Raw genomic sequence first — 22,709 nt, 5'->3', positions numbered from 1 at the left:
CGCCCTGGACTGATCGACAACCGGTGCCGCTGGAACTCTGTCTGGCTACTTCCGCGCGAAAAAGCCGCGCGCGAACTGTATGATGCGCTTGTGGAACACGAGCGCCAATATTGCGACAACGGCAAGCAGATAGAGAGTCTCGGTCGATCCGTCGCCGCCGTCAGGTGAAATACCAAACCACCTCTCGATGAAATCCATGTACAGATTCCCTTCGCGCAAATAATTGCGATCGAAATTCATCATAGCTCTTTGATATGGCCCGGTGTCAAGAATTGATTCGGCATCACGTTGAATGAATCGAGCAGGGAACCATTGGACGCTATGCGCTTCGATTTCCAGGATAAGCTGATAATTTTTCTGATGTTTTCCTAAAATTTAAATTTCGCAATGGGAATTACAGCAGCCAACCGCCTGATTTGATTAAGCAAAACTGCGGCGCTCGCTACGGCCTTCCGACTTGGCCTGAACTGTACATGCACCGACTCGGCTCGTTCATCCGAGCCGCGAAAATTCAAGACACCAGCGGTATCGGCACTTTCAGCCCATCGATCAGCGCATCGCGAAACAACGCGATCGGCCGGGCGAGCCTTCCGGCCGGCGGGCGGTGCAGCGGCCAGGCGCGCACTTGCGGCTTGAAATCGGGGCATTCGATGACCTCGACCGCGTCGCGACAGCGGCTGTCGGCGAAGGCTCCGGGCGTGACGATGCCGATGTCATGGCCGCGCGCCACCAGCGACATTCTGAGGTCGACGCTGAGTGCCTCCACGCCGACCTGGAAGGGCAGCCTTGCCGCCTCGAAACTCTGGCGGATGAAGGCGCGGAACCCGCAACCGTTTTCGTTCATCACCCAGGCAAAGCGCGACAGCGAGGCTAGGTCGGCTTGCTTCGGCACGCCGAGACTGGGCGACGCGACCAGCAGCACCGATTGCGCGCCGAGGTCGTCGCAGACCAGTTCGTCCGGCGGCGCCAAGCCTTCGGCAAGGCACACCGCTACCGCGTCGATAAGCTCGCCTTGGGAACGATGTTGCCAGCAAACTGTTCTGGTCGATGTCGGGAGGATGTCATGAGCGATGCGCCTGCCAGGCCCGAAGGGCCGGTCCTTTCATCGGCGGAGCGCGTGAACACGCTGTCGCATTTCCACCGCGCCGAGATCGCGCGCATGGCCGGGTGGCGCGATCGCCTCGACAGGACGACGAACTGGGCGATCACCGTGGTGGCGGCAATGCTCTCGGTGTCGTTGTCGACGGCCAGTGCGCATCACGGCGTGCTGCTGTTCGCCATGCTGTTGATCCTCCTGCTTTTGTGGATTGAGGCCCGGCGCTACCGGTTCTTCGACTTCTACCGGGCTCGCGTGCGCCAGTTCGAGCGTCACTATTTCGCACAGATCTTCTCGCCGCAGCCCGACTTCGCCTCGGATTGGCTGCTTATCGTCGGCGAAAGCCTGCGCGCGCCAAAATTCCTGCTGTCGCAGCGTGTCGCCTTGGCGCGCCGCCTGCGCCGCAATTACATCTACCTGTTCCTCATCCTGCTGCTGGCCTGGGTGCTGAAGATATCGACCCCCAGCCTTCAGACCGTTGGCGTCAGGACTGGCTTTGTCGGTTCGCTTCGCGAGGCCGTCGACAGTGCTGCCCTTGGTCCCATTCCAGGCGTCGCGATCGTGGCGATTGTCGCCGCATTCTACGTTGGGCTGCTCGCCATCGTGCTGTTCGCGGCAGGGCACGACGGAGAACTCTCCTTCGGCGATGTCCACGTCTGAGGTCAACGCGCGGACGGCTGCAACGCAAACGTCGGCCGCGCGTTGTCCCGGTCAGTTCGAAGCGGCGTTTGAGGGGCTCCATGAATCGTCAACCGGCAACGAGGTCACACGGCGTCGTGGCCACTCTTCTGCTGGCGGGTTTCGTCGTGGCGTCGGCAAGCCAGGCCTTCGCCGCCCAACCGGCCGGCCAGGCCTCGGGCGTGGGCGGCTCGGCGGAAGGCTTGTTCGTAGCCGAGATCGTGCTTCTCCTGCTGGTCGGCCGCGGCCTCGGCGAAGTCTTCCAGCGCTACGGCCAGCCGGCGATCATGGGCCAGCTGATCGGCGGCATCCTGCTCGGCCCTTCGCTGTTCGGCTGGGTGTGGCCCGATGCCCAGCATCTGATCTTTTCCAGCGACCCCGCGCAAAAAAGCATGATCGATGCGGTTTCGCAGCTCGGCATCCTGCTGCTCCTGCTGTTGACCGGCATGGAGACGGATCTGCGCCTGGTCCGCCGGGTGGGTGCTGCCTGCTTCTCGATCTCCATCACTGGCGTCGTCGTGCCCTTCGTCTGCGGCTTCGTGCTGGCGCAGTTCCTGCCCGACACGCTGTTGCCGGACCCAACGCAGCGCATCGTCGCTGGACTGTTCCTCGGCACGGCGCTGTCGATCTCATCGGTCAAGATCGTCGCCATGGTGGTGCGCGAGATGAACTTCATGCGCCGCAATCTCGGCCAGATCATCATCTCGTCGGCCATCATCGAGGACACGATCGGCTGGCTGATCATCGCCGTCACCTTTGGCATCGCCACCAATGGCAGCGTCCAGGTGCTGCCGCTGGCGGCCACGGTCGCCGAGGTGGCGCTGTTCATGGTGTTCTCCTTCACCATTGGCCGCCGCCTGGTGTTCACCGTGATCCGCTGGAGCAACGACTCCTTCCGCAGCGAATATGCCGTCATCACTGTCATCCTGATCATCATGGGCGTGATGGCGCTGATCACCAACCTGATCGGCGTGCATACCGTGCTCGGTGCCTTCGTCGCCGGCATACTGGTCGGGGAATCGCCGATCCTGTCAGACCACATCGAGAGCCAGCTGCGCGGGGTCATTACGGCGCTCTTCATGCCGGTCTTCTTCGGCATGGCTGGCCTGTCCGCCGACCTCACCGTGCTCACCGACCCGACGCTGGCGCTGCTGACGCTGGCACTCGTGGCCATTGCCAGCGTCGGCAAGTTCGGCGGCGCTTTTCTCGGCGGCCGCTTGGCCGGCATGTCGCTGAAGGAGGCGACCGCCGTCGGCAGCGCGATGAATGCGCGCGGCTCTACCGAAGTGATCGTCGCCAGCATCGGCCTGTCGATGAACATCCTGTCGCACAACCTCTTCACCATGATCGTCACCATGGCCGTCATCACCACACTGGCCATGCCGCCCATGCTGCGCTGGGCACTCGGACGGCTGCCTGCCAGCGATGCCGAGAAGCAGCGCGTCGACCGCGAACTGCTCGACGAGCGCGGCTTCGTCTCCAAGCTGCAGCGGCTGCTGCTGCTGGTCGATGACAGCCCGGTCGGCAAGTTCACCGCCTATCTCGCCGGCCTTGTCGGCGGCGGCAGCGGCATGCCCACCACCTTGCTCCACCTCGAGGACGGCACGCTATCGCGCCCAGCGCGCGACAAAGGTCCCGAACGAGCCTTGAAAGAGGTCAAGAAGGGCGCCGCCAGGAGCGCAAGGGCCGTCAGCAAGGCCGAGGACACGCCCGTCGACAAGGTCCACCTGACCGCCCGCACCGAGCTCGAAGCGACCGCCGGGACGATTGCCGCGGAAGCTCGCAAGGGCTACGGCCTGTTGTTCGTCGGGCTGGAGAACGCGCTCACCGAAAAGGGCTCGTTCAGCAACGCGCTGAACGACATCACCAGCGGCTTCGACGGTCCGCTCTGCCTGGCGCTGAACGGCGCCAGATCCGCGGCCAAAATGCCGGTGCTGAGTGCGGGAACCACCATACTGGTTCCCGTCAACGGCACCGAAGTTGCGCGCCGCGCCGCCGATTTCGCATTGGCGCTGGCGCGGCCGCACCGGGCCCGCGTCAAGGTGCTCTATGTCTCGCAGGCGGTGAAGGGCAATCGCCAGGACTCAGTCTCACACCGCCGCGAGGAGGCAGTGCTGAAGGACGTCGCCGATCTCGCCGACCGCTACGGCGTCGCTGTCGACACGGCGATCCGTACCCGCGCCACGCCGGACAAGGCGATCGCCCGAGAGGTCGCCAAGGGTGCGGCGATGGTGGTGATGGGTGTCACCCAACGGCCGGGTGAAGAGCTGTTCTTCGGCGATACGGCGGCTGCGGTGCTCGCCGCCGTCGCCTGTCCAGTCGTGCTCCTGGCCAGCGAACGCGTCAGGCGTGCGGAAGGCAAGGCCGAAGAGATGACCGCCGAGGTCAGTGCCTGATCTAGAGCAATTCCAGGAAAAGCGTGAAACGGTTTTCCCGGGAAAAGCGCGTAGCGCTTTCCCTTGGGAATTGCGGAAAAACAAAGCTCTAGATGCCGAAGAACTGCCGTCCGATCATATAGCCCAGCGCCGCCACGACCAGCGGGAACAGCGCGGGTGCTGCCTTGCTGAAGAAGGAGGTTTTTGTGTCCTTTGGCGGCACGTAGCGTGCATTGCCGAGATTCTTGGTCATGCTCACCCCTGGTCGATCACTTAATTAGCGATCGCTGATTTACAACATGGCCGCATTAATGGTTTGCAAAGAAATTCGATCGAATAGCCGACTTCCACACTCTCAGTACGATACTGCACCGAAGGAAAATCGGCAGGCGCCGGGAACCGAATGGCTTGTCCGGTGTTGAGGCGCTCGGGGGAGCAATGTTTGGTCACCGTATCGTCAACAAGCCGGAAACACGGCAATCTGTCATCGCAAACAGTCACGCCCGCGATGCCGGGTGGTCGACATGAATCGCGCGCGACCCAAAGCTGACATGTTAGCCAGCACTGATCGACTCCCAAACAGATGCCGACCGATCCGCGAGACTCCATGCCGCAAACCAGCACCATGACCACAGGCAACCGTCACCTTGCATTCCTGTCGGGCGGCGGCGAGCTCGGCTGCCTGATCGCCACGTTCGACTGGGCCTCGACCTCGATCGGGCCGATCGAGGACTGGCCCCAGAGCCTGAAGACGGCGGTGTCGCTGATCCTGCGCTCGAATGTGCCCATCGTCATGCTGTGGGGGCAGGACGGCGTCATGATCTACAATGACGGCTATTCGGAATTCGCCGGCGGCCGCCATCCGCAATTGCTCGGCTCGAAAGTGCGCGAAGGCTGGCCCGAGGTGGCCGATTTCAACGACAACATCATGAAGGTGTGCCTGGGCGGCGGCACGCTTGCCTATCGTGAGCAGATGCTGACGCTCAATCGGACCGGCAAACCTGAAAAGGTCTGGCTCGATCTCGACTATTCGCCGGTGCTCGACGAAAGCGGCGAACCGGCCGGCGTCATCGCCATTGTGATCGAAACCACCGCCAAGGTCGCCGCCGAGCGCTGGCGCACAAGTGAACGCGACCGCCAGCGACAGATGTTCGAACAGGCGCCCGGCTTCATGGCCATGCTGTCCGGCCCTGAACATGTGTTCGAGCTGACCAATGCCGCCTACATGCAGCTGGTCGGCCACCGCGATGTGATCGGCCTGCCCGTCCGCCAGGCGTTGCCCGAGGTCGAAGGTCAAGGCTTCTTCGAACTGCTCGATCAGGTCTTCACCTCCGGCGAGGCGTTCATCGGCTACGCCTTGAAGGCGAAGTTGCAGCGCACGCCCGGCGCCGCGACCGAAGACCGCTTCATCGACCTCGTCTATCAGCCGGTGCGCAATCCCTCGGGCGAGGTGATCGGCATCTTCGTGCAAGGCATCGACGTCACCGACCGGCTGATCGCCGAACAGGCGCTACGGCAAAGCGAGATGCAGTTCCGCACCTTCGCCGAGGCGATGCCGAACCACGTCTGGACAGCGACCTCGGAGGGGTTGCTCGACTGGTTCAACCCGCGCGTCTACGATTATTCCGGCGCCAAGCCAGGCGAGCTCGACGGTCAGGCATGGGGCGCGATCGTGCACTCCGACGACATCGATGCGGCCGTGGGAAAATGGCAAGAGGTGCTGGCTGCCGGCACCTTCTACGAGACCGAGTTCCGCCTGCGCCGGCATGATGGTGTCTATCGCTGGTTCATCGCGCGTGCCGTCCCGATCCGCGACAGCGACGGCGTCATCCTGCGCTGGATCGGCACCAACACCGATATCGACGACCAGAAGCAGGCCGCACAGGCCCTGCTGCAAAGCGAGCGCCGCTTGCAGCTGTCGCAGAATGCAGCCGGCATTGCCGCCCTCGAACTCGACATCGCCACCGGAACCGTGGTCGGCTCCGAAGGCTTCTGGGGTCTCTGGGGCCTGTCGCCGCGCGACAGCGTGCATATCTCCGTGCTGGAGAACATCGTCATTCCCGATGACAAGGATGTCCGTTCCAACCCGCAAACGCGTGCGCAAGGCACCGCCGTGCCCGCCGTGGAATACCGCATCCGGCGGCCCGACACCGGCGAATTGCGCTGGCTGTCGCGCCATATCGATTTCGTCCATGACGAGACCGGCAAGCCGGTCAAGATGTTCGGCGTCATGCAGGATGTCACCGACCGGCGCGAGGCGCAGGCGCGGCAGGAACTGCTCACCCACGAGCTTGAACACCGCATCAAGAACATATTGGCGATGGTCGCGGCCATCGCTTCGCAGACGCTGCGCAACACCGACATCGCCACCGCGAGCGCCACCTTCAACGAGCGGCTGCGGGCGCTCGCCAACGCGCACGACATCCTCAACAAGACGCGCTGGACCAGCGCTTCGATCCGCGAGGTGGTCGACAACACCATCGCCACCTTCCCGCTCGAGCAGATTTCGATTTCCGGCCCGGCGCTGCCGATCAACCCGAAGATGGCGCTGACGCTGGCGCTCGCCGTCAACGAACTGGCCACCAACGCGTTGAAATACGGCGCATTGTCGACGCCGGACGGCAAAGTATCGATCGAATGGTCGTTGCAGCCATCGGCCGAAGCGCCCGGCGAAAAGCGGCTGACCTGGCGCTGGCGCGAGAGCGGCGGCCCGCCAGTCAGCCCGCCGACCCGGCGCGGCTTCGGCCGCTTCCTGATCGAACGCGTGCTTGGCACCGATTTCGGCGGAACGGTGCGGATCGATTACCGTCCCGACGGCGTTGAGTGTTTGTTGAACGCACCGGCACCCCAATTGCCGACAGCACCGTACTGACTACATAGGGCGTGCCATGAACAATCAGAGCCTCGCCACCGTCCTTGTCGTCGAAGACGAAGCCTTTCTGCTGTTCGCCATTGCCGACGAGTTGCGCGAGGCGGGATACAACGTGCTGGAGGCCAGCAATGCCGACCAGGCGATCCGTATTCTGGAGGCCCGTCAGGACATCAGCATCCTGTTCACCGACATCGACATGCCGGGTTCGATGGATGGGCTGCGCCTGTCGGCCGCCGTGCGCGACCGCTGGCCGCCGATCAAGATCATCATCACCTCGGGCAAGCGCCAGCCGGCGGCGGACGCGATGCCAAGCGGCGGCGTCTTCCTGCCCAAGCCCTACGCCCCGGAAGCCGTGGCGGCCACGATTGAGGGCCTCCTCGGCTAATTCCCGGCCTGACCCTTCACTTGTCGCTGTTCTCGAACGCGCCGATGCCTTGCGCGATGAGGTTGGTGGCCATCACCAGCGAGATGATCGCGGCTGAATTGAAGACCACCACCCACCATTTGCCGCCGGTGAGGAAGCCATAGCCGTCGGCGATCGCCAGTCCCCAGTCGGCCGATGGCGGCTGGATGCCGAGGCCGAGGAAGCTCAGCGTCGCGATCGAGAAGAAGGCGTAGCCGAGCCGGGTGATGAGCTCGATCAGGATGGTCTCGCGCACATTGGGCAGGATTTCCAGGAACATGACGGCCAGCCGTCCTTCGCCGGCCAGCCGCGCGGCGCTGATATAGTCGCGCTCGCGCTGTTCGCGCGCGGCGGTGCGCACCGTGCGCGCCACCAGCGGCGCATAGGCAAGGCCGATCACCGCGATGACGGTGAGGTTGGACGGGCCGATCGCCACCAGCGCCATCGTCACCAGAACGATGAAGGGCAGCGACATCACCGCATCGAGCAGCCGCGCGCCAATGGCGTCGACCAGGCCGCCAAAGGTGCCGAGCACCAGGCCGATGACGCTGCCGGCGCTGACACCCGCCAGCGTCGCCAGCGGCGCCACCAGCAGGATGTCGCGCGAGCCGACGATGATGCGCGAAAGCACGTCGCGGCCGAGCTGGTCGGTGCCGAACCAGTGCACCGCGTCGGGCGGCGTCATCATCGACAGGAAATCCTCGGCATAGGGATCGAACGGCACGAATTGCGAGCCGAACACCGCGCAGGCGATCCAGAACAGCAGCACCGTTGAACCGATCACGGTCGACGGCGCTACGCCAAGCAAAGAGCCGCGCAATCTGCCGATCCAGGAGAGCCTGATGTCGCTGCGCATCGGAGACTGGGCCAGATCGGTCATGGCGCGCTCCGCCGGCGCTGGCGCGGATCGAGCAGCGCCTGCAGAAAATCGCCGATCGCTGCCGTCGACACGAAAATCGTCGCCATCACCAGCACGCCGGCCTCCAGCATCGGGAAGTCGCGTGCCTTGGCGGCACTCAGCACCAGATTGCCGAGCCCCTGTATGCCGAACAGCGCCTCGATCACCACCAGCCCGCCGAGCAGGAAGCCGCTCTGCGTGGCGACGACCGCCACGGTCGGCACCAGCGCGTTGCGCAGCACGTGCTTGAACAGCACCTGTGCGGGGCTGAGGCCCTTGAGGTTCGCGGTGCGGGTGTAGTCCGCCGCGCGGGCCTCGATCACCCCTGTCCTGGTCATGCGCGCGACATAGCCGATCAGGTTCAGCACCAGCGGCAGCGCCGGCAGGATGAGATAGTAGCTGGTCGTCCAGAAACCGGCCCCATCCGGTGCCGCGCCGGTGATCGGAAACCAGGCCAGCCAAAGGCCGAAGACCATCAGCAGCAACAGGCCCGAGACGAAGTCGGGCACGATCGACAGCGAGACGCCGGTCAGTACGATCGCCCTGTCGATCAGGCTGCCGGCCCTCAGGCCGGCGGCAACGCCGGCGCCGATGCCGATCGGCACCAGGAACAGCAGCACGACGCCGGCGAGTGCCGCCGAATTGCTGATACCTTGCAGGACGAACGGCGCCACCGGCGCGCGCATCGACAGCGAGTCGCCGAAATCCCCTGTGATCGCCCGGCTGAACCAGTGCCAGTATTGCAGAAGAATTGGCTGGTCGGTGCCGAGCTTGTGGTTGAGCTCAGCGACCGACTGCGCATCGGCGAACGGGCCAAGCATGACGCGACCAACATCGCCGGGCAGCACCTGCCCGGCGAGGAAGACGAGTGCGCTGACCAGCCACAGCGTGAGCAACAGCGAACCCGCGCGTGCCGCCACGGGCCGCACGATCGCCATCGAGGCGATGCCGCTCAAACGAACGACACTTTGTCGAGCAGCAGGTGCGAGATCGCGGTGAAGCGCACGCCTTCGACCTTCGAGGACACGATGCGGCTGTACTGCGAGAAGTAGCTGATGATCAGCGGCGTCTCGTCGAGCAGCAGGTTCTGGATCTTCCCGGCGGCCAGGCGCTGCGCCTGCAAATCGCGAGCCTTGCCGTAGTCGATGAGCAACGCATCATAGTCCGGGTTCTTGAAATGCGCCGCATTCCAGGCGCCCGAGCTCTTCAGCGTTGCGTTGAGGAAGATGTCGGGCGTGCCGCGATGGCCGAAATCGGTGATGCCGAGATTGGAATCCAGCCATGGCGAGCTGCCGAACGTCGCCGAGCCGTAATAGGCATCCTGCGGCAACACGTTGAGCTTGATGTCGATGCCGGCCTTTTTGGCGAAGTTCTGGATGATCACCGCATAGTCGGGAATGTCATAGGCGCGCTCGGTGGTCAGCGTCACCTCGAAACCGTTTGGCACGCCGGCCTCGCCCAGCAGGCGCTTGGCCTCGGCAATGTCCTGCTTGCGTTGCGGTACCGACGGATCGGCCGAGGGGAAGATCGGCGCGAACGGCGTGTCGTTGCCGACGACGGCGCGGCCCTTGAGCAGGCCCTTGACCACCGCCTCGCGGTCGATGGTCAGCGCCAGCGCACGGCGCACGCGCTTGTCGGTGAACGGCGCCTGGTCGGTGCGCAGATGTGCCGGATCATGCGAGCTCGCCTGCACGCTGAGCAGCTTGAACTTGGGATTGCCCTCGATCGCCAGTTCCAGCCGCGTGGTCGAGGGGATGACATCGAGCTGGCCGGCCTGCAAGGCCAGCACCTGCGCCTGCTCGTCGTCGAAGAACTTGATCTCGACGCGATCGGGCAGCGCCTTGTCGCCCCAATAGTCCGGATTGCGCACGAAGCTGGCGCCCTGCTTGGGGCGGAAGGAGTCGAGCTTGAACGGGCCGGTGCCGTTGAAATTCTTCTCGAAGTCGCCGGAATAGTCGGCCGGGAGGATGACGGCATTGTAGACGTCGGAGGAAACGTAGAACGGGAAATTGCCGTTCGACTGGTCGAGGTCGAACGCGACCGTCTCGTCGTCGACGACCTTGGCGCCGCCCTTGGACAGGATGCCCTTGTAGGCCGACAAAGCCGATGAGCCGCTGGCCGGATCGACCAGCCGCTCGAAGCTCGCGACCACATCCTTGGCCGTAACGCTGCGGCCATCATGGAACTTCACGCCAGGCCGCAGCTTGAAGGTCCAGCGCTTGGCCGTCTCGTCGGCTTCCCAGGACAGCGCAAGCTTCGGCTGCAACCCGTCCTTGGGATCATCGAGGATCAGGTACTCGCCAACCTGGCTGAGCACGCCGATGCTGGCCGGATCGGTGATGGTGACGGGATCGATCGCCTTGGTCGGCTGGCCGAGGCCGACACGGACCGTGCCGCCAGCGGTGGCCGCGCGTGCGCCTGACGTGAACAGCCCCTGCGAGGCGGCAAAGCCGGTGAGGCCGAGAAGCGCCGCGTATTTCAGCAGGTCGCGGCGCTTAAGGAACCCTTGCGCATATTCGTCGACCGCGACATTCCAGATGTCGCCATTTTGGCCTGAGGTCGACTGGGTGCGCAGCAGATCAATGTCGGAACGTTTGGTCATTTTTTCTCTTTCTTGAATTGGAAGATGGATATGAATTGGGGCCTGCCGTCAGGCCGGCTGGCCGTCGAGATGGATGCGGTCGACCGCTTGCGGATAGAAGGCGATGAGGCCTTTGATCTTGGGCATTTCGTCAATCGGGTCGCGGTAGCTCCAGGCAATGTCGGGACGAACCGAACCGTCCTTCAAGAGACCCGACCAGTAGGAGGCGATGCCCTTGTAAGGACATCGCGTCGTCGAACTGGACGCCGTCAGCCGCTCCAGCCGCACATCCTCCTGGGGAAGGTAGAAACGCGTCGGCAGATGGGTCTCGAACAACAGCACCGGGCGCTTGCTGTCGGCGATGATCTCGCCGTCGAACCAGACCTGCACATGGCTGGAACTCTGCAGCACGTCGATGCGCGCATAGGGATCGCGGGCATGGACGAAGACCTCCTCTTCCTCCTCGAACCACTGGTCGACCGCCTTCCAGGTGAAGGCGATGCGGCCGGCGAGCGGCGCCAGGTTTTCATCCGGCGGTGCCGTGAACGACCACGCCGCATTGGCGGCGCGCTTGTCGCCGCTGTCGATGTCCCAATAGGTGGTCTCGCCGCCGACGGCATGCGGCTCTCTATGCAGCGAAGGTTTCAGCACCGACGGGTCGACCGAGGACGCCGGAAAGAAATAGATCGGCAGGAAATGGTTGGAGCGCAGCACCAGCACGTTGCGGCTGTCGGCGATGGTGCGGCCACCGAATTTGACGCGGATGCGCTTGGGGCTGTGGAGGACATTGACGAGACGCGGAGCGGTCGCTTCGCGAGGCTGGAGGCCGGGTGCTGCGGTCATGGTCGGTCCCTCAGGATACGGCGCGCGCATTGGCGCGCTGCTCGGCAAAACGATTGGCGGGGCGGGCAAGCCCGAAGCGGTCGCGCAAGGTGCCCGGCGCATATTCGGTCGGGACCAGGCCCCGGCGCTGCAGTTCCGGCACCACCTGTTCGGCGAAATTCACCCAGTCTTCCGGCAGCAGCGGGAACATCAGGTTGAAGCCGTCGGCGGCACCCGCGACGAACCAGTCTTCGAGCTGGTCGGCAATCTGCTTCGGCGTGCCCGCAACCGTCGGCACCGAGCCGCTGTTGGCGAGCTTGCGGGCGATCTCGCGCAGGCTGAGATTCTGCTTCGACCATTGCTTCACACGGTTGAGCGAGGTGCGCCCGCCATTGAAGGTGCTTTCGTCCGGCAGCGCCGGCAGCGGGCCATCGGGCGGATAGACGGAAAGGTCGATGCCGCTCCAGCTCGACAACAGGTCGATGCCGACCTGGTCGGGAAGCAGGCTCTGCAGATACTCCTGCTTGTCGCGGCCTTCGGCTTCGGAGGCGGCAACGATCGGCAGGATGCCGGGCAGGATCTTGAAGCTTTCCGGCCGCCTGCCATGGCGGGCGAGCCGCTCGTTGATGTCCTGCCGGTATTTTATGCCGTCTTCCCTGGTGCTGTAGATGGCGAAATGCGCATCGGCCTGGGCGGTGGCGAAATTCTTGCCGTCCTCCGACGATCCGGCCTGCACGATCAGCGGATGGCCCTGTGGCGGCCGCGACACGTTGAGCGGCCCGCGCACCTTGAAATGCTTGCCCTTGTGGTCGATCGGATGGACCTTGTCGGGGTTGGCGAAATAGCCCGTCTCCTTGTCGATCAGGAGCAACTCGTCTTCCCAGCTGTCCCACAGCGCCTTGACGATATCGAGGAATTCGCCGGCCCGTTCATAGCGGAAGGCGTGTTCGATATTGCCGTCGCGCCCGAAATTGCGCGCTTCCTCGTCCATCGCCGAGGTAACGACGTTCCACGACGCCCTGCCCTTGCTGATATGGTCGAGGGAGGCAAACATGCGCGCCACATTGTAGGGCTCGCTGTAGGAGCTCGACGCGGTGGTGATCAGGCCGATATGCTTGGTCACACCGGCCAGCGCCGACAGCAGCGTCAGCGGCTCCAGGCGGGCATTGGCGTAATGCGCGACGCCGCTCTTGACCGAGTCCCAGATCGAGACGTGGTCGGCGACGAAGATGGTGTCGATCCTGGCCCGTTCGGCCGCCTGCACCAGTTCGCGATAATAGTCGAAATCGAGCACCTCGCGGCCCGGTGCGCGGGGATGGCGCCACGACATGCGGTGGTCGCCCTGCGGGTTGAAGAAGAACGCGCTGAGGATCATGTGCGACATCGAACTTCCCTTGCCTTTGGATGTGGAAAACCGCCGGCGCGGCGGCCTTTGGCCGTGCTCCGAAAATCGTCCTGTCCTCGAAAGTTAGATTGCGCTGAAACGTAATTCGAGTAATTTTATAGAGATTGTTCCCTACCAAAGCGGAAGCGATTGCCCCTGATCGCCGCGCGCGCAGAAAGTGGTTTCCGGTACTCCATGTCTTCGGTTCTGAACGTCGAGCACCTCTCCGTTTCCTATCGCGGAGCCAGGCACATCCATTGCGCGGTCGATGACATATCCCTGAGCATCGGCCAGGGCGAAGCGCTCGGTCTGGTTGGCGAATCCGGTTCGGGCAAAAGCTCGGTGGCGCTGGCGGTGCTGCGCTACCTGCCCAAGCATGCCCGCGTCGAAGCCGCGCAACTGGCCTTCGAAAATCGCGAGATCCGCGACCTCTCGACCAACGAACTGCGCCGGCTGCGCGGCGACCGCATCGCCGCCGTCTACCAGCATCCGGGCTCGGCGCTGAACCCGAGCATGACCATTGGCGGCCAGATCACCGAGACGATCCTGCGCCATCGCCCGATGCATCACGACGACGCGCTGGGCCGCGCGTCACAACTGCTCGGCCGCGTCCGCGTCGCCAACCCGGAACGCGTGCTGCAACTCTATCCGCACGAACTGTCGGGCGGCATGCAGCAGCGCGCCAACATCGCCATCGCCATTGCGCTCGACCCGTCGCTGCTGGTGATGGACGAGCCGACCACGGCGCTCGACGCCAGCGTCCAGTCCGAAATCATCGCCATCCTCGACGATCTGCGCCGCGCGCACCGCACCTCGATCCTTTTGATCAGCCACGACATCAACCTGATCCGCCGCTCCTGCGACCGGGTCTCGGTGATGCAGTCCGGCTCGATTGTCGAGACCGGTGCCGCCGGCGAGGTGTTCGACAACCCGCGCCATGCCTACACAAAGGCGCTGGTTGCGGCCATTCCGACACTCAACCGCACCAAGCGCGACGGCAGGCTGGCAGAGGACGCCAGCCCCATCGACCTCGCATCTGATGTGCCCGCCGGCGAGAGCGAGGAACACGCCCTGCGCGCGCGGCGGCGCGACATCGCCGTCTCCTGCCGTGGCATCAAGCAATCTTTCGGCGGCCAGCCGGTGTTGCACGGCATCGACCTCGACATCGCCAGCGGCGAGACTTTTGGGCTGATCGGCGAGTCGGGTTCCGGCAAGTCGACACTGGCCCGCATCGTCACCGGCCTGCAGCCGCCGACGGCGGGTACGGTCGAGCTGTTCGGCAAGACGGTGGCACCGCTGGTCGAGCGACGGCAGCACAGCGAACGGCGCGACGTGCAGATGGTGTTCCAGTCGCCGGACCGCACGCTCAACCCGCGCCAGCGCATCAGCCGCATCCTCGGCCGTCCGCTGCGCCGGCTGGCTGGCCTGCCGCGCCGCGCCGTGCCGCAGCGCGTCGGCGACCTCTTGGCCTCGGTCCGCCTCGCCCGCACAACAGCCGAGCAGAAGCCCGGCACGCTGTCGGGCGGCCAGCGCCAGCGCACGGCCATCGCGCGTGCCTTCGCCGGCCTGCCGAGGCTGGTCGTGCTGGACGAGCCGACCTCGGCGCTCGACGTCTCGGTGCAGGCGACGGTGCTCAACCTGCTCAACGATCTCCAGCGCAAGCAGGACACTGCCTACCTCTTCATCAGCCATGATCTGAGGGTGGTGCGTTACATGGCCGACCGCATCGGCGTGCTCTATCGCGGCCGCCTGGTCGAGACCGGTTCCTCCGACCAGATCTTCGCCGGCCCCAACCATCCCTACACGCAGATGCTGCTGGCGGCGTCTTCCAATGACGGGCAGGCCGCGACCATGGCCGAAGCGCAAGCCGCCGTCGAAGCCGGCCCCGGCGGCTGCGCCTTCGCCAGCCGTTGCCCCTTGGCTGACGCCGGCTGCCTCAAGGCCGAACCTGTGGCCAGGGAGATCGAAGCAGGCCATTTCATCGCTTGCTGGAAACGCGCTGCCTGAACCTATCCCCCGAGATAGAGCCGGTGCAGTTCGTCGGGCGACTTCAGCAGCTTCAGGCAGTCGCCGTCATGGACGACGCGGCCGCGGCGCATGACATAGGCGCGGTTGCCGATCGACAGAGCGAGTGCCGCGAACTGCTCGACCAGCAGCACCGCCAGCCCATTGTCGGCGAGCTTGCGGACAGCGGTCATCAGCCGTGTCACGATGACCGGCGCCAGGCCCGCCGACATCTCGTCGATCAAAAGCACCTTGGGCCGCGTCAGCAGCGCACGCGCAATGACCAGCATCTGCTGCTCGCCGCCCGACAGCAGGCTGGCCTTGACGGAGCGGCGCTGCACCAGTTCGGGAAAAAGCGTATAGGCCTCAGTGAGATCGGAGCCCGGGTGCAAGCTCACCTTGAGGTTCTCCTCGGTGGTGAGCTGGCGGAACACGGTGCGGCCTTGCTCGACATGGGCAAGGCCTTCGCGCGAACGCACGCCCGGCCGCGCCTTCTGGATCTCGCGGCCATCGATGGCGATCGAGCCGCCGGCAACCGGGATGGTGCCCGACAAGCCTTCGAGCAGCGTTGTCTTGCCCGCACCATTGGCGCCGAGCACGACGCTGATGGCGCCGCTTTCAACGGCAATGTCGAGCGACGACACCACGGGCAATTCGCTGCGGTTGATCGACAGGTTGGAAACGACGAGCTTGCTCATGCCGCCACGCTCTCTTCCTCGATGCCGAGATAGGCTTTCTTCACCGAGCCCTGGTCGAGCACCCTGGCCGGCGGCCCCGACGCGATGACGCGGCCAAAATCAAGCACGGTCACTTCGGAGCAGACCGCCCGCACCAGATCCATGTCGTGCTCGACCAGAAGCACCGCCGAGCCGAACAGTTTTGGGATCTCGGCAATGCGCTGTCCTAACCGCACGCTCTCCTCATGCGACTGGCCGGCGGCAGGTTCGTCGAGCAGCAGCACGGCCGGGCGCGCCGCGACCACGCCGGCGACGTCGAGCAGCCGCCTGGTGCCGGCATCGACCGAGACCACCAGCGCGTCGGCATCGGGACAATCGAGCCAGCTGAGGATCCCTTTGGTTTCGCTCGCCGACAGGCCCTTGGCCGCCAGCGCGAGATAGCCGCCGACGGTGAGTTCCGGTGCGATGCGGTTGGTCTGCCAGGTGCGGCGCACGCCGGCGCGAGCACGCAGATGCGCCGGCATGCCTTCTAGCGGCTTGCCGCCCAGACTGATGCTGCCTTCATAGCTCGACAGGAAGCCGGCGACAGCATCGATGAAGGTCGACTTGCCGGCACCGTTGGGGCCGATCAACCCGGCGACGGTGCCCGCGGCGACCGTCAGGCTGACGCCGTCGAGCGCCACCACGCTGCCATAGCGCACGGTGAGGTTTTCAATGCTGAGCGCCGGGCCAACGGCGCGGCTAACCGGGCTGGGCAAGTCGCTTGCTGGCGCTGATGCAGCCGTCTTCACGCGTGCCGGCATCAGTCTGCGCACTTGCCGGCGAAAGGTCTCGCTCATCGTCTCGCCCGTCGACAGCGCCTGGGTGGCACCGATGGCGAACAGCACATTGCCGATGTCCTGCGGCAGGTCGAGCCGGCGCAGGATTTCCGGGAACATCACCACCAGCAAGCCGCCAATGATGGCGCCTTCCGCGAAATGCGCGCCGGTCATGACCGCCACCGCATAGAGCGACAACGACTGCATCATGCCAAAGTTTTCCGACACCAGCGTGCCGAGATATCCGGCGAGCAAGCCGCCCGAAATGCCTGCGATGAAGGCCGAGATGGCGAAGGCCGACAGCTTGGCGGTGGCGATGCTGACGCCGTGCGCTGCCGCCGCGCGTTCAGAGTGGCGCACAGCCAGCCAGGACGCGCCGAGCCGCGAGCGGCTGAGCACTTCAAGTGCCACGGCAACGGCGACGTAGAATAGCAGCACGAAGACGAAATAGCCCTCGTCGCTGTCGAACAATTCCGGTCGCGACACCTGCAGGAAGTCGGTCTGGCCGGGATAGGTCATGGTCGCCAGTATGGTGTCGAAAGCGGTGGCGAAAGACAGCGTGACGATGGCGAGGTTGATGCCGCGCAATCTCAGCGCCGGCAGGCCAATGGCGACGCCGAGCGGCACCGCCGCCAGCCCGCCGATGAGGATCCACACCGGCAGTCCGCCCGGCGCCTCCGCGAGGTTGAGATAGCCGACTGTCCAGGCGCCGACGCCGGCAAACGACATCTGGCAAAGCGCGATCATGCCGGTGCGGCCGGCGACGAGGCCGAGGCTCTGCAGCGCGACGCCGGTGATCAGCACCGAGGTGGCCAAAAACACCCAGTAGGAGGGCAGCAGGCCGGCAATGACGCCACCAAGAACGGTCGCCGCGATGACGACGACCAGCGAGGCTTTCAGACTAGCGCGCTTCATCCCAACGGGCCTCCCGTTGCGACCACAAGAGAACGGCGAGCACGACCAGGAACGGGATGGCGCTGCGATACTGGCTGATGCTGTCGATGGAGCTTGCCATGCCTTCGACAAGGCCAAGCCCGATGCCGCCGGCCAGCGTGCGCCAGAAGCTGCGGAAGAGGCCGACGAGGGCGGCCGCAAGGGCCGGCACGACAAGCAGACTGAGCGTCATGAAATTCGGCGAGCGCTGCGGCGCGATGATCATCAGCGCAAAGGTGGTGAAGGCGCCGGTCATGCCCCAGACCAGCAGCGACAGCAGCTGCACCCGGATGCCGAGCAGTTCGGCGGCCATCGGCCGGTCGGCAAGCGCGCGCAGATTGAGCCCGACCTTGGTGTTGTTGAGGAACAGATCGGCAAGCACGGTGAACAGCGCTGCCAGCCCGATGGTCAGCACCGAGGCAATCGTCACCTCGACACCGGCCATGCGGAAGGCGGAGCCGGGAAACAGCTCCGGCATGTTGTGCGGATGCTGGCCGCCGGTCAGCCGCAGCCCGATGGCGATGATGCCGACCAGCAGCGCCACCGTGACCGCCGCCTTGGTCGAGGCGCTGGCCTCGCCGAACCACCGCGTCATGATAAAGCCGATGGCAACGCCCACCACCGTGCCGGCTGCGATGCCGGCCAGCACCGAGGGCCAGAGCGGGAAACCGGCTTCATAAAGCGCGATCAGCACGAAGGTCCCCGCCGTGCCGATCGCCGCACCGGTGAAATTGACCACGGCGACCAGCCGATAGGTGAAGACGGCGCAGACGCCGAGCAAGGCATAGGTGCCTCCGGCTGTCAGCCCCGCCACGGCGGATGTGAGCAATGCGTTCATCGGATATCCAATTTGGAGAAATGCGAAGCTTCGAGCTGAACTCTTTCGCGAGGCCGGCGCCGCCCCTCATTGTCCTGCCGGACATTTCTCCCCGTGAACGGGGAGAAAGTGTTGGATGCCGGCAGGCAGATGACGAGCGGCGCCAACGCCCCGGGAGGACTTACTTGGCCTGCGGCAGCACGACCCAGTCCGGCGTCTCGACCGTCCAGGCACCCTTCTCCAGCTTCATCACCTTGGTCGCCTGCATCGGCGAATGCGTCTTGGCCGTTCCGAAGACATAGGGTGAGCCGGACAGCGGATTAGTGATCGGCTGCATCTCGTGCAGCGCCTTGGTCACGCTCTCACGCGTCACTTCGCCGTCGATGGACGCCACCACTTTCAGGAACAGCTGGGCGGCGAGATAGCCGCCTTGCGAGAAGGCGGTCAGCGGCCGGCCGGCCTTCTGCATGTCGGCCACCCATTGCGCATTGGCGGGCGAATTCTTCTCGGTGAAGGGCTCCCATTCGGTGCCGACATAGATCGGCTGTTTGGTGTCTGCCAGTGCCGAGGCGACTTGCTCGGTGTAGCCCGGTGCCAGGAACAGCCAGTTGATGCCCGTGATCTTCTGGGCATCGACGGTCTTGATCAGCTGCACCACTTGCGGCTCAACCTGGTTGGTCAGCACCGCGTCGCAGCCGGCGTCGCGCGCCTTGATGACATAGGGGGTCAGGTCGCCCTGGAACGGCAGCGTCAGATCGATGAGATGGATCTTCTTGCCCGAGATTTTCTCCCAGCTCTCGATCGCCTTCTTGTAGGCCTCCTGCGTGCCGCCGATGATGATGAAGAAGGCGCACAGTTTCTCGCTCTTCAGCTGGTTGGTGGCGTAGTACGCCATCGCGGTGGAGAGCGTGTAGGGGCCGACATTGACCGGCGCCACATTGGGCGAGGAGAAGCAGGCGGCGTCGACGCCGAGGCCTTGCACGGACAGGATCTTCTTGCGGCTGTAGGTGGCGGAGTTGACCGCGCAGTCGAGCAGGCTGCCCGAACCGACCAGCGCCACGGCTTCCTTGTTGTCGATGAGATCGCGCGCGGCTTGCGCCGCGACCGCGGGATCCGCCTTGTCGTCGGCGATGGTGTAATCGATCTTGCAGCCATTGACGCCGCCGGCCGCATTGACGGCATCGAAGGCCGCCTGCGTCGCCTTCGGCACCTCGCTGAAATCGGCAGGGCCGGTGATGGTCGACACCGCGCCGACCTTGATTGTTCCGTCCTTGCAGGTCGGGCCGGCGGCGGATGCCGTGGCGGCTGTTGCGGCAAGGCCGAGGCCGGCGAAGGCCACTGCCACCAGGCTGGATTTCCATTGCATGTCAGTCACTCCCCTGTTTTTTCTGATTCAGTTTCTGATCAAGCAGCAGTGCGATCCGGCGCCCTGATGCTGGCGGCATCGATGGCCGCGAATTTGGTCAGCGTGCGCGCGATCGTCTCCCGCGCAATGTCGCGGACGATGAACACCAGCCGCGTGCGCCGGTCGGCCGATGGCCAGGCGTCGAGCCGCACCGGCGGATGGAAGACATGTTGTACGCCGTGCAACACCAGCGGCCGTTCCGGCTCCTCGGTGACGTGCACGAGGCCCTTGAGGCGCAGCAGGTCCTCGCCCTTCAGCGCCGCGACGTAGTCGAGCCAGCGCGCGAAGGCCGGCCACTCGACAGGCTCGTCGATGACGAAACTGTAGGACTGGATGCCGTGGTGGGTGTGGCCCTGATGATGGTGGTGATGATGCGCATGATCGTGCGCGCAGTCGGGGCCACAATCGGGCTCGGCCATCTCCAGCCAGGCAGCAATGCGGTCAAGGTCACCAGCGGCGCCAAGATGCTGGTTATCCAGTATGTCGAAATCGGCTTCGCCATCGTACGCCAGGCTTTGCCGCGCCGTGGGCGCCAAGGCCTTCAACCGGCGCTGCAACTCGCTCAGCGCTTCCGCTGAAACCAGATCGGTCTTGGTGACCAGCAACCGGTCGGCGACAGCGACCTGCTTGGCCGCCTCGGCATGGCGATCGAGCGTCATCAAGCCATTGACCGCATCGACCGTGGTGACCACGCCGGCGATGACATAGCGGCCGGCAAGTTCCGGTTCGGCCATCAGCGTGTGCAGTATGGGCGCGGGATCGGCGAGGCCTGTCGTCTCGATGATGACATGGGTCAGCTCAGGCACATCACGCTGGTCGAGCGCCTTCAGCGTCGCCACCAAATCGCCGCGCACCGTGCAGCAGACGCAGCCATTGTCGAGCAGCGTGAATTGTTCTTCGCTCGCCTCGATCAAGAGATGATCGAGGCCGATGGCGCCGAACTCGTTGATGATGACGGCCGCTCCGGCCAGCGACGGCCGGCGCAGCAATCGGTTGAGCACCGTGGTCTTGCCCGAGCCGAGGAAGCCGGTCAGCACCGTCACCGGGATGGGGCGGTCAGTTCCGCTCATAGACGACCCTCCCCTCGAACCAGGTGGTCAGCACCTTGGTGTCGGCGATCTCGTCGGCCGGACTGTCGAGCACGTTGCGGTCGAGCTTGATGAAGTCGGCCGACTTGCCGATCTCGATCGAGCCCACCGTGTCGGCGAGCCCAATGGCGCGGGCCGAGTTGATGGTGAATATCTCGAGCGCAGTGGCGACATCGAGCGCCTGCTCCGGCCAGAGGGCCGCGCCCTCGAATTCGCCGCTCGGGTTGCGCCGCGTCACCAGCCCTTCGATGCCGTCCCACGGATCGGGGTTGGGCATGACCGGCCAATCCGAACCGCCGGCCAGCAGCGCGCCGGCCTCGAGCAGATCCTTGTTCGGCCAGAAGCGTTGGGCCCGCGCCTCGCCCATCGTCTGCTTGTGGCCTTCGAGGAAACTGGTCGGGTACCACAGGAAGGGCGACAGATCGGCGGCGACGCCGAGCTCGGCGAAGCGGGCAATGTCGTCAGGCGCGATGTAGCTGGCATGGGCGATGTGGTGGATGAGTTTGGTCGGCCCGTTGAAGGAGCGCACGACATCGATGGCGTCGAGCGCCTGGCTGACGGCGGCGTCACCGGCGCAGTGGATTTTGACGCCGAGCCCGAGCTTCTCGCATTTGCCGACCCAGCGGATCAGGTCCGGGACGGTGACGATGGTCGAGCCGCGAAAGCAGCAGCCGAGGATCGGATCATCCGTATAGGGTTCATGGAAGGCGGCGGTGCGCGCGCCCGGCACGCCGTCGAGGAACACCTTGACGAAATCGGGCTTCGCATGAACGCCGCGATAATTCTCGCGCAGCGCGATCAGTTCGTCGCCGGCGATGCCGAACATGAAGGACGGCTCGACCGCCGGCATCGCCGACACCGACCAGGCGGTCAGTTCGCCGCGATCGTCGAGGCCCTTCAGCGCCGCCAGGATCGGCTGCATGGCGGCGGCGTCGAGGAAGGCGGTGACGCCGTAGGAATTGAGCGTGGCGATCGACTGCGCCATCGCCGCCCGGTCCATTTCCTCCGTGTAGTGGCCCGACCGGGCGATGGTGCTTTCGACGATGCCGGCGGCGGATTCGATCATCATGCCGGTCGGCGCGCCGCTGGCCGGGTCACGGCCGATCGAGCCTTTTTCCGGATCCGGCGTCGCGGCTGAGACACCGGCAAGGCGCAGGGCTTCGGAGTTGATCCACCTGTTGTGATAGGTGTCATCGCGCAGCATCACCGGACGGCCCTGGCTGGCTTTGTCGAGTGCGGCCAGCGCTGCAAGCGTGTTCAGCTTCGGCAAGAGGTCGCTGCCCCACTGGCCGCCGATGATCCAGGATCCCTCCGGCGACTTGGCCGCCGCCTCGGCGACACGCGCGATCAGCGTTTCGAAGCTCGAGGTCGGTACAAAGCGCAGTTCGAACAGTTCCGCCTGCCCGCCCATCATCAGATGTGCGTGCACATCGACAATGCCCGGCATCAGCATCGCGCCACCGAGATCGACGGTGCGCGTCTGCGGCCCGCTGAGGCCGGCGACGGCGTCCGCCTCGCCCACCGCGACGATGCGCCCGCTTTTGACGGCCACCGACGAAGCCCATGGCCGCTTGCGATCCAGCGTGTAGATGCGGCCATTGGTCAGAACCAGGTCGGCGTCAGGCATTTCGTCTCTCTCCTCACCGCCGGTTGCGTGCCGCGTGGGCCGCTCCAGCTATTTCGGCATTGGGTGCTGCACCGCCTCTGGCGCTGCCGCGAACCGCTTTTGCCCTTGTTTTTTTGCGTTCCCATATCGGTTCATCATATGAACCGACGTTTTGTATGTTATAGACAGACTGCAAGCCGCGACGGCCGCTGTCAAGTTAATTCACACGCTAAGTATCTCGGAGATTCTGCC

19 protein-coding genes are annotated in these 22,709 nt (G+C 64.8%); 5 read left to right on the top strand and 14 right to left on the bottom strand.

Translation table 11 applies throughout. The features are described from left to right. Window positions 1-45 precede the first annotated feature (45 nt). Complete coding sequence (locus tag ACZYHG_RS15995; RefSeq protein ID WP_161634505.1) at window positions 46-198, bottom strand: hypothetical protein; 153 nt, start codon at window positions 196-198, stop codon at window positions 46-48. Window positions 199-511: 313 nt separating this feature from the next. Beyond that, a complete protein-coding gene (locus tag ACZYHG_RS15990) occupies window positions 512-988 on the bottom strand; it encodes a LysR substrate-binding domain-containing protein (RefSeq protein ID WP_464609352.1) in 477 nt (158 codons plus the stop codon). A 75-nt stretch (window positions 989-1,063) separates the two neighbouring features. Here ACZYHG_RS15990 and ACZYHG_RS15985 point away from each other — a divergent pair, with 75 nt between their 5' ends. Beyond that, the gene (locus tag ACZYHG_RS15985) at window positions 1,064-1,756 is read left to right on the top strand and encodes a DUF2270 domain-containing protein (protein WP_464609351.1); all 693 of its coding nucleotides are present in this window, start codon (window positions 1,064-1,066) and stop codon (window positions 1,754-1,756) included. Between the two features lie 200 nt (window positions 1,757-1,956). Further along, a complete protein-coding gene (locus tag ACZYHG_RS15980; RefSeq protein ID WP_464614702.1) occupies window positions 1,957-4,170 on the top strand; it encodes a cation:proton antiporter domain-containing protein in 2,214 nt (737 codons plus the stop codon). An 88-nt stretch (window positions 4,171-4,258) separates the two neighbouring features. On the opposite strand, the gene ACZYHG_RS15975 is transcribed toward ACZYHG_RS15980, so the two are convergent. Further along, entirely contained in the window at window positions 4,259-4,402 is a 144-nt protein-coding gene (locus tag ACZYHG_RS15975) for a hypothetical protein (RefSeq protein WP_464609350.1), read from the bottom strand. A 354-nt stretch (window positions 4,403-4,756) separates the two neighbouring features. Between ACZYHG_RS15975 and ACZYHG_RS15970 the strand changes: the two genes are divergently transcribed. Continuing rightward, entirely contained in the window at window positions 4,757-7,021 is a 2,265-nt protein-coding gene (locus tag ACZYHG_RS15970) for a PAS domain S-box protein (protein WP_464609349.1), read from the top strand. Between the two features lie 16 nt (window positions 7,022-7,037). Further along, window positions 7,038-7,406: a response regulator gene (locus ACZYHG_RS15965; RefSeq protein WP_464609348.1), complete on the top strand. Its 369-nt coding sequence runs from the start codon at window positions 7,038-7,040 to the stop codon at window positions 7,404-7,406. A 16-nt stretch (window positions 7,407-7,422) separates the two neighbouring features. Here the strand turns inward: ACZYHG_RS15965 and ACZYHG_RS15960 are convergent, their stop codons facing one another. Genes ACZYHG_RS15960 through ACZYHG_RS15940 form a run of 5 tightly spaced genes read right to left on the bottom strand, consistent with a single transcriptional unit; the run spans window position 7,423 to window position 13,109 of the window. Beyond that, the gene (locus tag ACZYHG_RS15960) at window positions 7,423-8,304 is read right to left on the bottom strand and encodes an ABC transporter permease (protein ID WP_464609347.1); all 882 of its coding nucleotides are present in this window, start codon (window positions 8,302-8,304) and stop codon (window positions 7,423-7,425) included. Further along, window positions 8,301-9,260 carry an ABC transporter permease gene (locus ACZYHG_RS15955; protein ID WP_464614701.1) on the bottom strand — a complete coding sequence of 320 codons (960 nt, stop codon included), beginning with the start codon at window positions 9,258-9,260 and terminating at the stop codon, window positions 8,301-8,303. Before ACZYHG_RS15955 ends, ACZYHG_RS15960 begins: the two co-directional genes overlap by 4 nt. 14 nt (window positions 9,261-9,274) lie before the next feature. Next, window positions 9,275-10,924, bottom strand: a complete 1,650-nt coding sequence (locus tag ACZYHG_RS15950; protein ID WP_464609346.1) for an ABC transporter substrate-binding protein — start codon at window positions 10,922-10,924, stop codon at window positions 9,275-9,277. Window positions 10,925-10,972: 48 nt separating this feature from the next. Beyond that, window positions 10,973-11,746 (bottom strand): DUF427 domain-containing protein, encoded by a 774-nt coding sequence (locus ACZYHG_RS15945; protein ID WP_464609345.1) that lies wholly within the window; start codon window positions 11,744-11,746, stop codon window positions 10,973-10,975. Between the two features lie 10 nt (window positions 11,747-11,756). Then, complete coding sequence (locus ACZYHG_RS15940) at window positions 11,757-13,109, bottom strand: LLM class flavin-dependent oxidoreductase (protein WP_464609344.1); 1,353 nt, start codon at window positions 13,107-13,109, stop codon at window positions 11,757-11,759. A gap of 195 nt (window positions 13,110-13,304) precedes the next feature. Here ACZYHG_RS15940 and ACZYHG_RS15935 point away from each other — a divergent pair, with 195 nt between their 5' ends. Further along, complete coding sequence (locus ACZYHG_RS15935; RefSeq protein WP_464609343.1) at window positions 13,305-15,116, top strand: dipeptide ABC transporter ATP-binding protein; 1,812 nt, start codon at window positions 13,305-13,307, stop codon at window positions 15,114-15,116. 2 nt (window positions 15,117-15,118) lie between these two features. Here ACZYHG_RS15935 and ACZYHG_RS15930 read toward each other — a convergent pair whose 3' ends face one another. From ACZYHG_RS15930 to ACZYHG_RS15905, 6 genes are all read right to left on the bottom strand, one after another. Then, a complete protein-coding gene (locus ACZYHG_RS15930) occupies window positions 15,119-15,811 on the bottom strand; it encodes an ABC transporter ATP-binding protein (protein WP_464609342.1) in 693 nt (230 codons plus the stop codon). After that, window positions 15,808-17,523, bottom strand: a complete 1,716-nt coding sequence (locus ACZYHG_RS15925) for a branched-chain amino acid ABC transporter ATP-binding protein/permease (protein WP_464609341.1) — start codon at window positions 17,521-17,523, stop codon at window positions 15,808-15,810. The genes ACZYHG_RS15930 and ACZYHG_RS15925 overlap by 4 nt, the downstream gene beginning before the upstream one ends. Further along, window positions 17,510-18,379 carry a branched-chain amino acid ABC transporter permease gene (locus ACZYHG_RS15920; protein ID WP_464609340.1) on the bottom strand — a complete coding sequence of 290 codons (870 nt, stop codon included), beginning with the start codon at window positions 18,377-18,379 and terminating at the stop codon, window positions 17,510-17,512. Before ACZYHG_RS15920 ends, ACZYHG_RS15925 begins: the two co-directional genes overlap by 14 nt. Window positions 18,380-18,539: 160 nt before the next feature. Beyond that, window positions 18,540-19,724, bottom strand: coding sequence for an ABC transporter substrate-binding protein (locus ACZYHG_RS15915; RefSeq protein WP_464609339.1), 1,185 nt, complete (start codon window positions 19,722-19,724; stop codon window positions 18,540-18,542). Window positions 19,725-19,762: 38 nt separating this feature from the next. Then, a complete protein-coding gene (locus ACZYHG_RS15910; protein ID WP_464609338.1) occupies window positions 19,763-20,833 on the bottom strand; it encodes a CobW family GTP-binding protein in 1,071 nt (356 codons plus the stop codon). Beyond that, on the bottom strand, window positions 20,820-22,478 hold the full coding sequence (locus ACZYHG_RS15905; RefSeq protein ID WP_464609337.1) for an amidohydrolase: 1,659 nt from the start codon (window positions 22,476-22,478) through the stop codon (window positions 20,820-20,822). Before ACZYHG_RS15905 ends, ACZYHG_RS15910 begins: the two co-directional genes overlap by 14 nt. Window positions 22,479-22,709: the final 231 nt, after the last annotated feature.

The sequence above is a fragment of the Mesorhizobium subarcticum genome (genome assembly GCF_055456085.1).
The sequence above is the reverse complement of the archived record's forward strand: the minus strand, read 5'-3'. Positions and strand labels throughout refer to the sequence as shown.

Excerpts from the sequence above, each read along its gene's own strand:
- ACZYHG_RS15995 (WP_161634505.1), bottom strand. The coding sequence starts at position 198 with ATGGATTTCATCGAGAGGTGGTTTGGTATTTCACCTGACGGCGGCGAC.
- ACZYHG_RS15985 (WP_464609351.1), top strand. The coding sequence starts at position 1,064 with ATGAGCGATGCGCCTGCCAGGCCCGAAGGGCCGGTCCTTTCATCGGCG.
- ACZYHG_RS15975 (WP_464609350.1), bottom strand. The coding sequence starts at position 4,402 with ATGACCAAGAATCTCGGCAATGCACGCTACGTGCCGCCAAAGGACACA.
- ACZYHG_RS15970 (WP_464609349.1), top strand. The coding sequence starts at position 4,757 with ATGCCGCAAACCAGCACCATGACCACAGGCAACCGTCACCTTGCATTC.
- ACZYHG_RS15965 (WP_464609348.1), top strand. The coding sequence starts at position 7,038 with ATGAACAATCAGAGCCTCGCCACCGTCCTTGTCGTCGAAGACGAAGCC.
- ACZYHG_RS15960 (WP_464609347.1), bottom strand. The coding sequence starts at position 8,304 with ATGACCGATCTGGCCCAGTCTCCGATGCGCAGCGACATCAGGCTCTCC.
- ACZYHG_RS15955 (WP_464614701.1), bottom strand. The coding sequence starts at position 9,260 with ATGGCGATCGTGCGGCCCGTGGCGGCACGCGCGGGTTCGCTGTTGCTC.
- ACZYHG_RS15950 (WP_464609346.1), bottom strand. The coding sequence starts at position 10,924 with ATGACCAAACGTTCCGACATTGATCTGCTGCGCACCCAGTCGACCTCA.
- ACZYHG_RS15945 (WP_464609345.1), bottom strand. The coding sequence starts at position 11,746 with ATGACCGCAGCACCCGGCCTCCAGCCTCGCGAAGCGACCGCTCCGCGT.
- ACZYHG_RS15940 (WP_464609344.1), bottom strand. The coding sequence starts at position 13,109 with ATGTCGCACATGATCCTCAGCGCGTTCTTCTTCAACCCGCAGGGCGAC.
- ACZYHG_RS15935 (WP_464609343.1), top strand. The coding sequence starts at position 13,305 with ATGTCTTCGGTTCTGAACGTCGAGCACCTCTCCGTTTCCTATCGCGGA.
- ACZYHG_RS15930 (WP_464609342.1), bottom strand. The coding sequence starts at position 15,811 with ATGAGCAAGCTCGTCGTTTCCAACCTGTCGATCAACCGCAGCGAATTG.
- ACZYHG_RS15925 (WP_464609341.1), bottom strand. The coding sequence starts at position 17,523 with ATGAAGCGCGCTAGTCTGAAAGCCTCGCTGGTCGTCGTCATCGCGGCG.
- ACZYHG_RS15920 (WP_464609340.1), bottom strand. The coding sequence starts at position 18,379 with ATGAACGCATTGCTCACATCCGCCGTGGCGGGGCTGACAGCCGGAGGC.
- ACZYHG_RS15915 (WP_464609339.1), bottom strand. The coding sequence starts at position 19,724 with ATGCAATGGAAATCCAGCCTGGTGGCAGTGGCCTTCGCCGGCCTCGGC.
- ACZYHG_RS15910 (WP_464609338.1), bottom strand. The coding sequence starts at position 20,833 with ATGAGCGGAACTGACCGCCCCATCCCGGTGACGGTGCTGACCGGCTTC.
- ACZYHG_RS15905 (WP_464609337.1), bottom strand. The coding sequence starts at position 22,478 with ATGCCTGACGCCGACCTGGTTCTGACCAATGGCCGCATCTACACGCTG.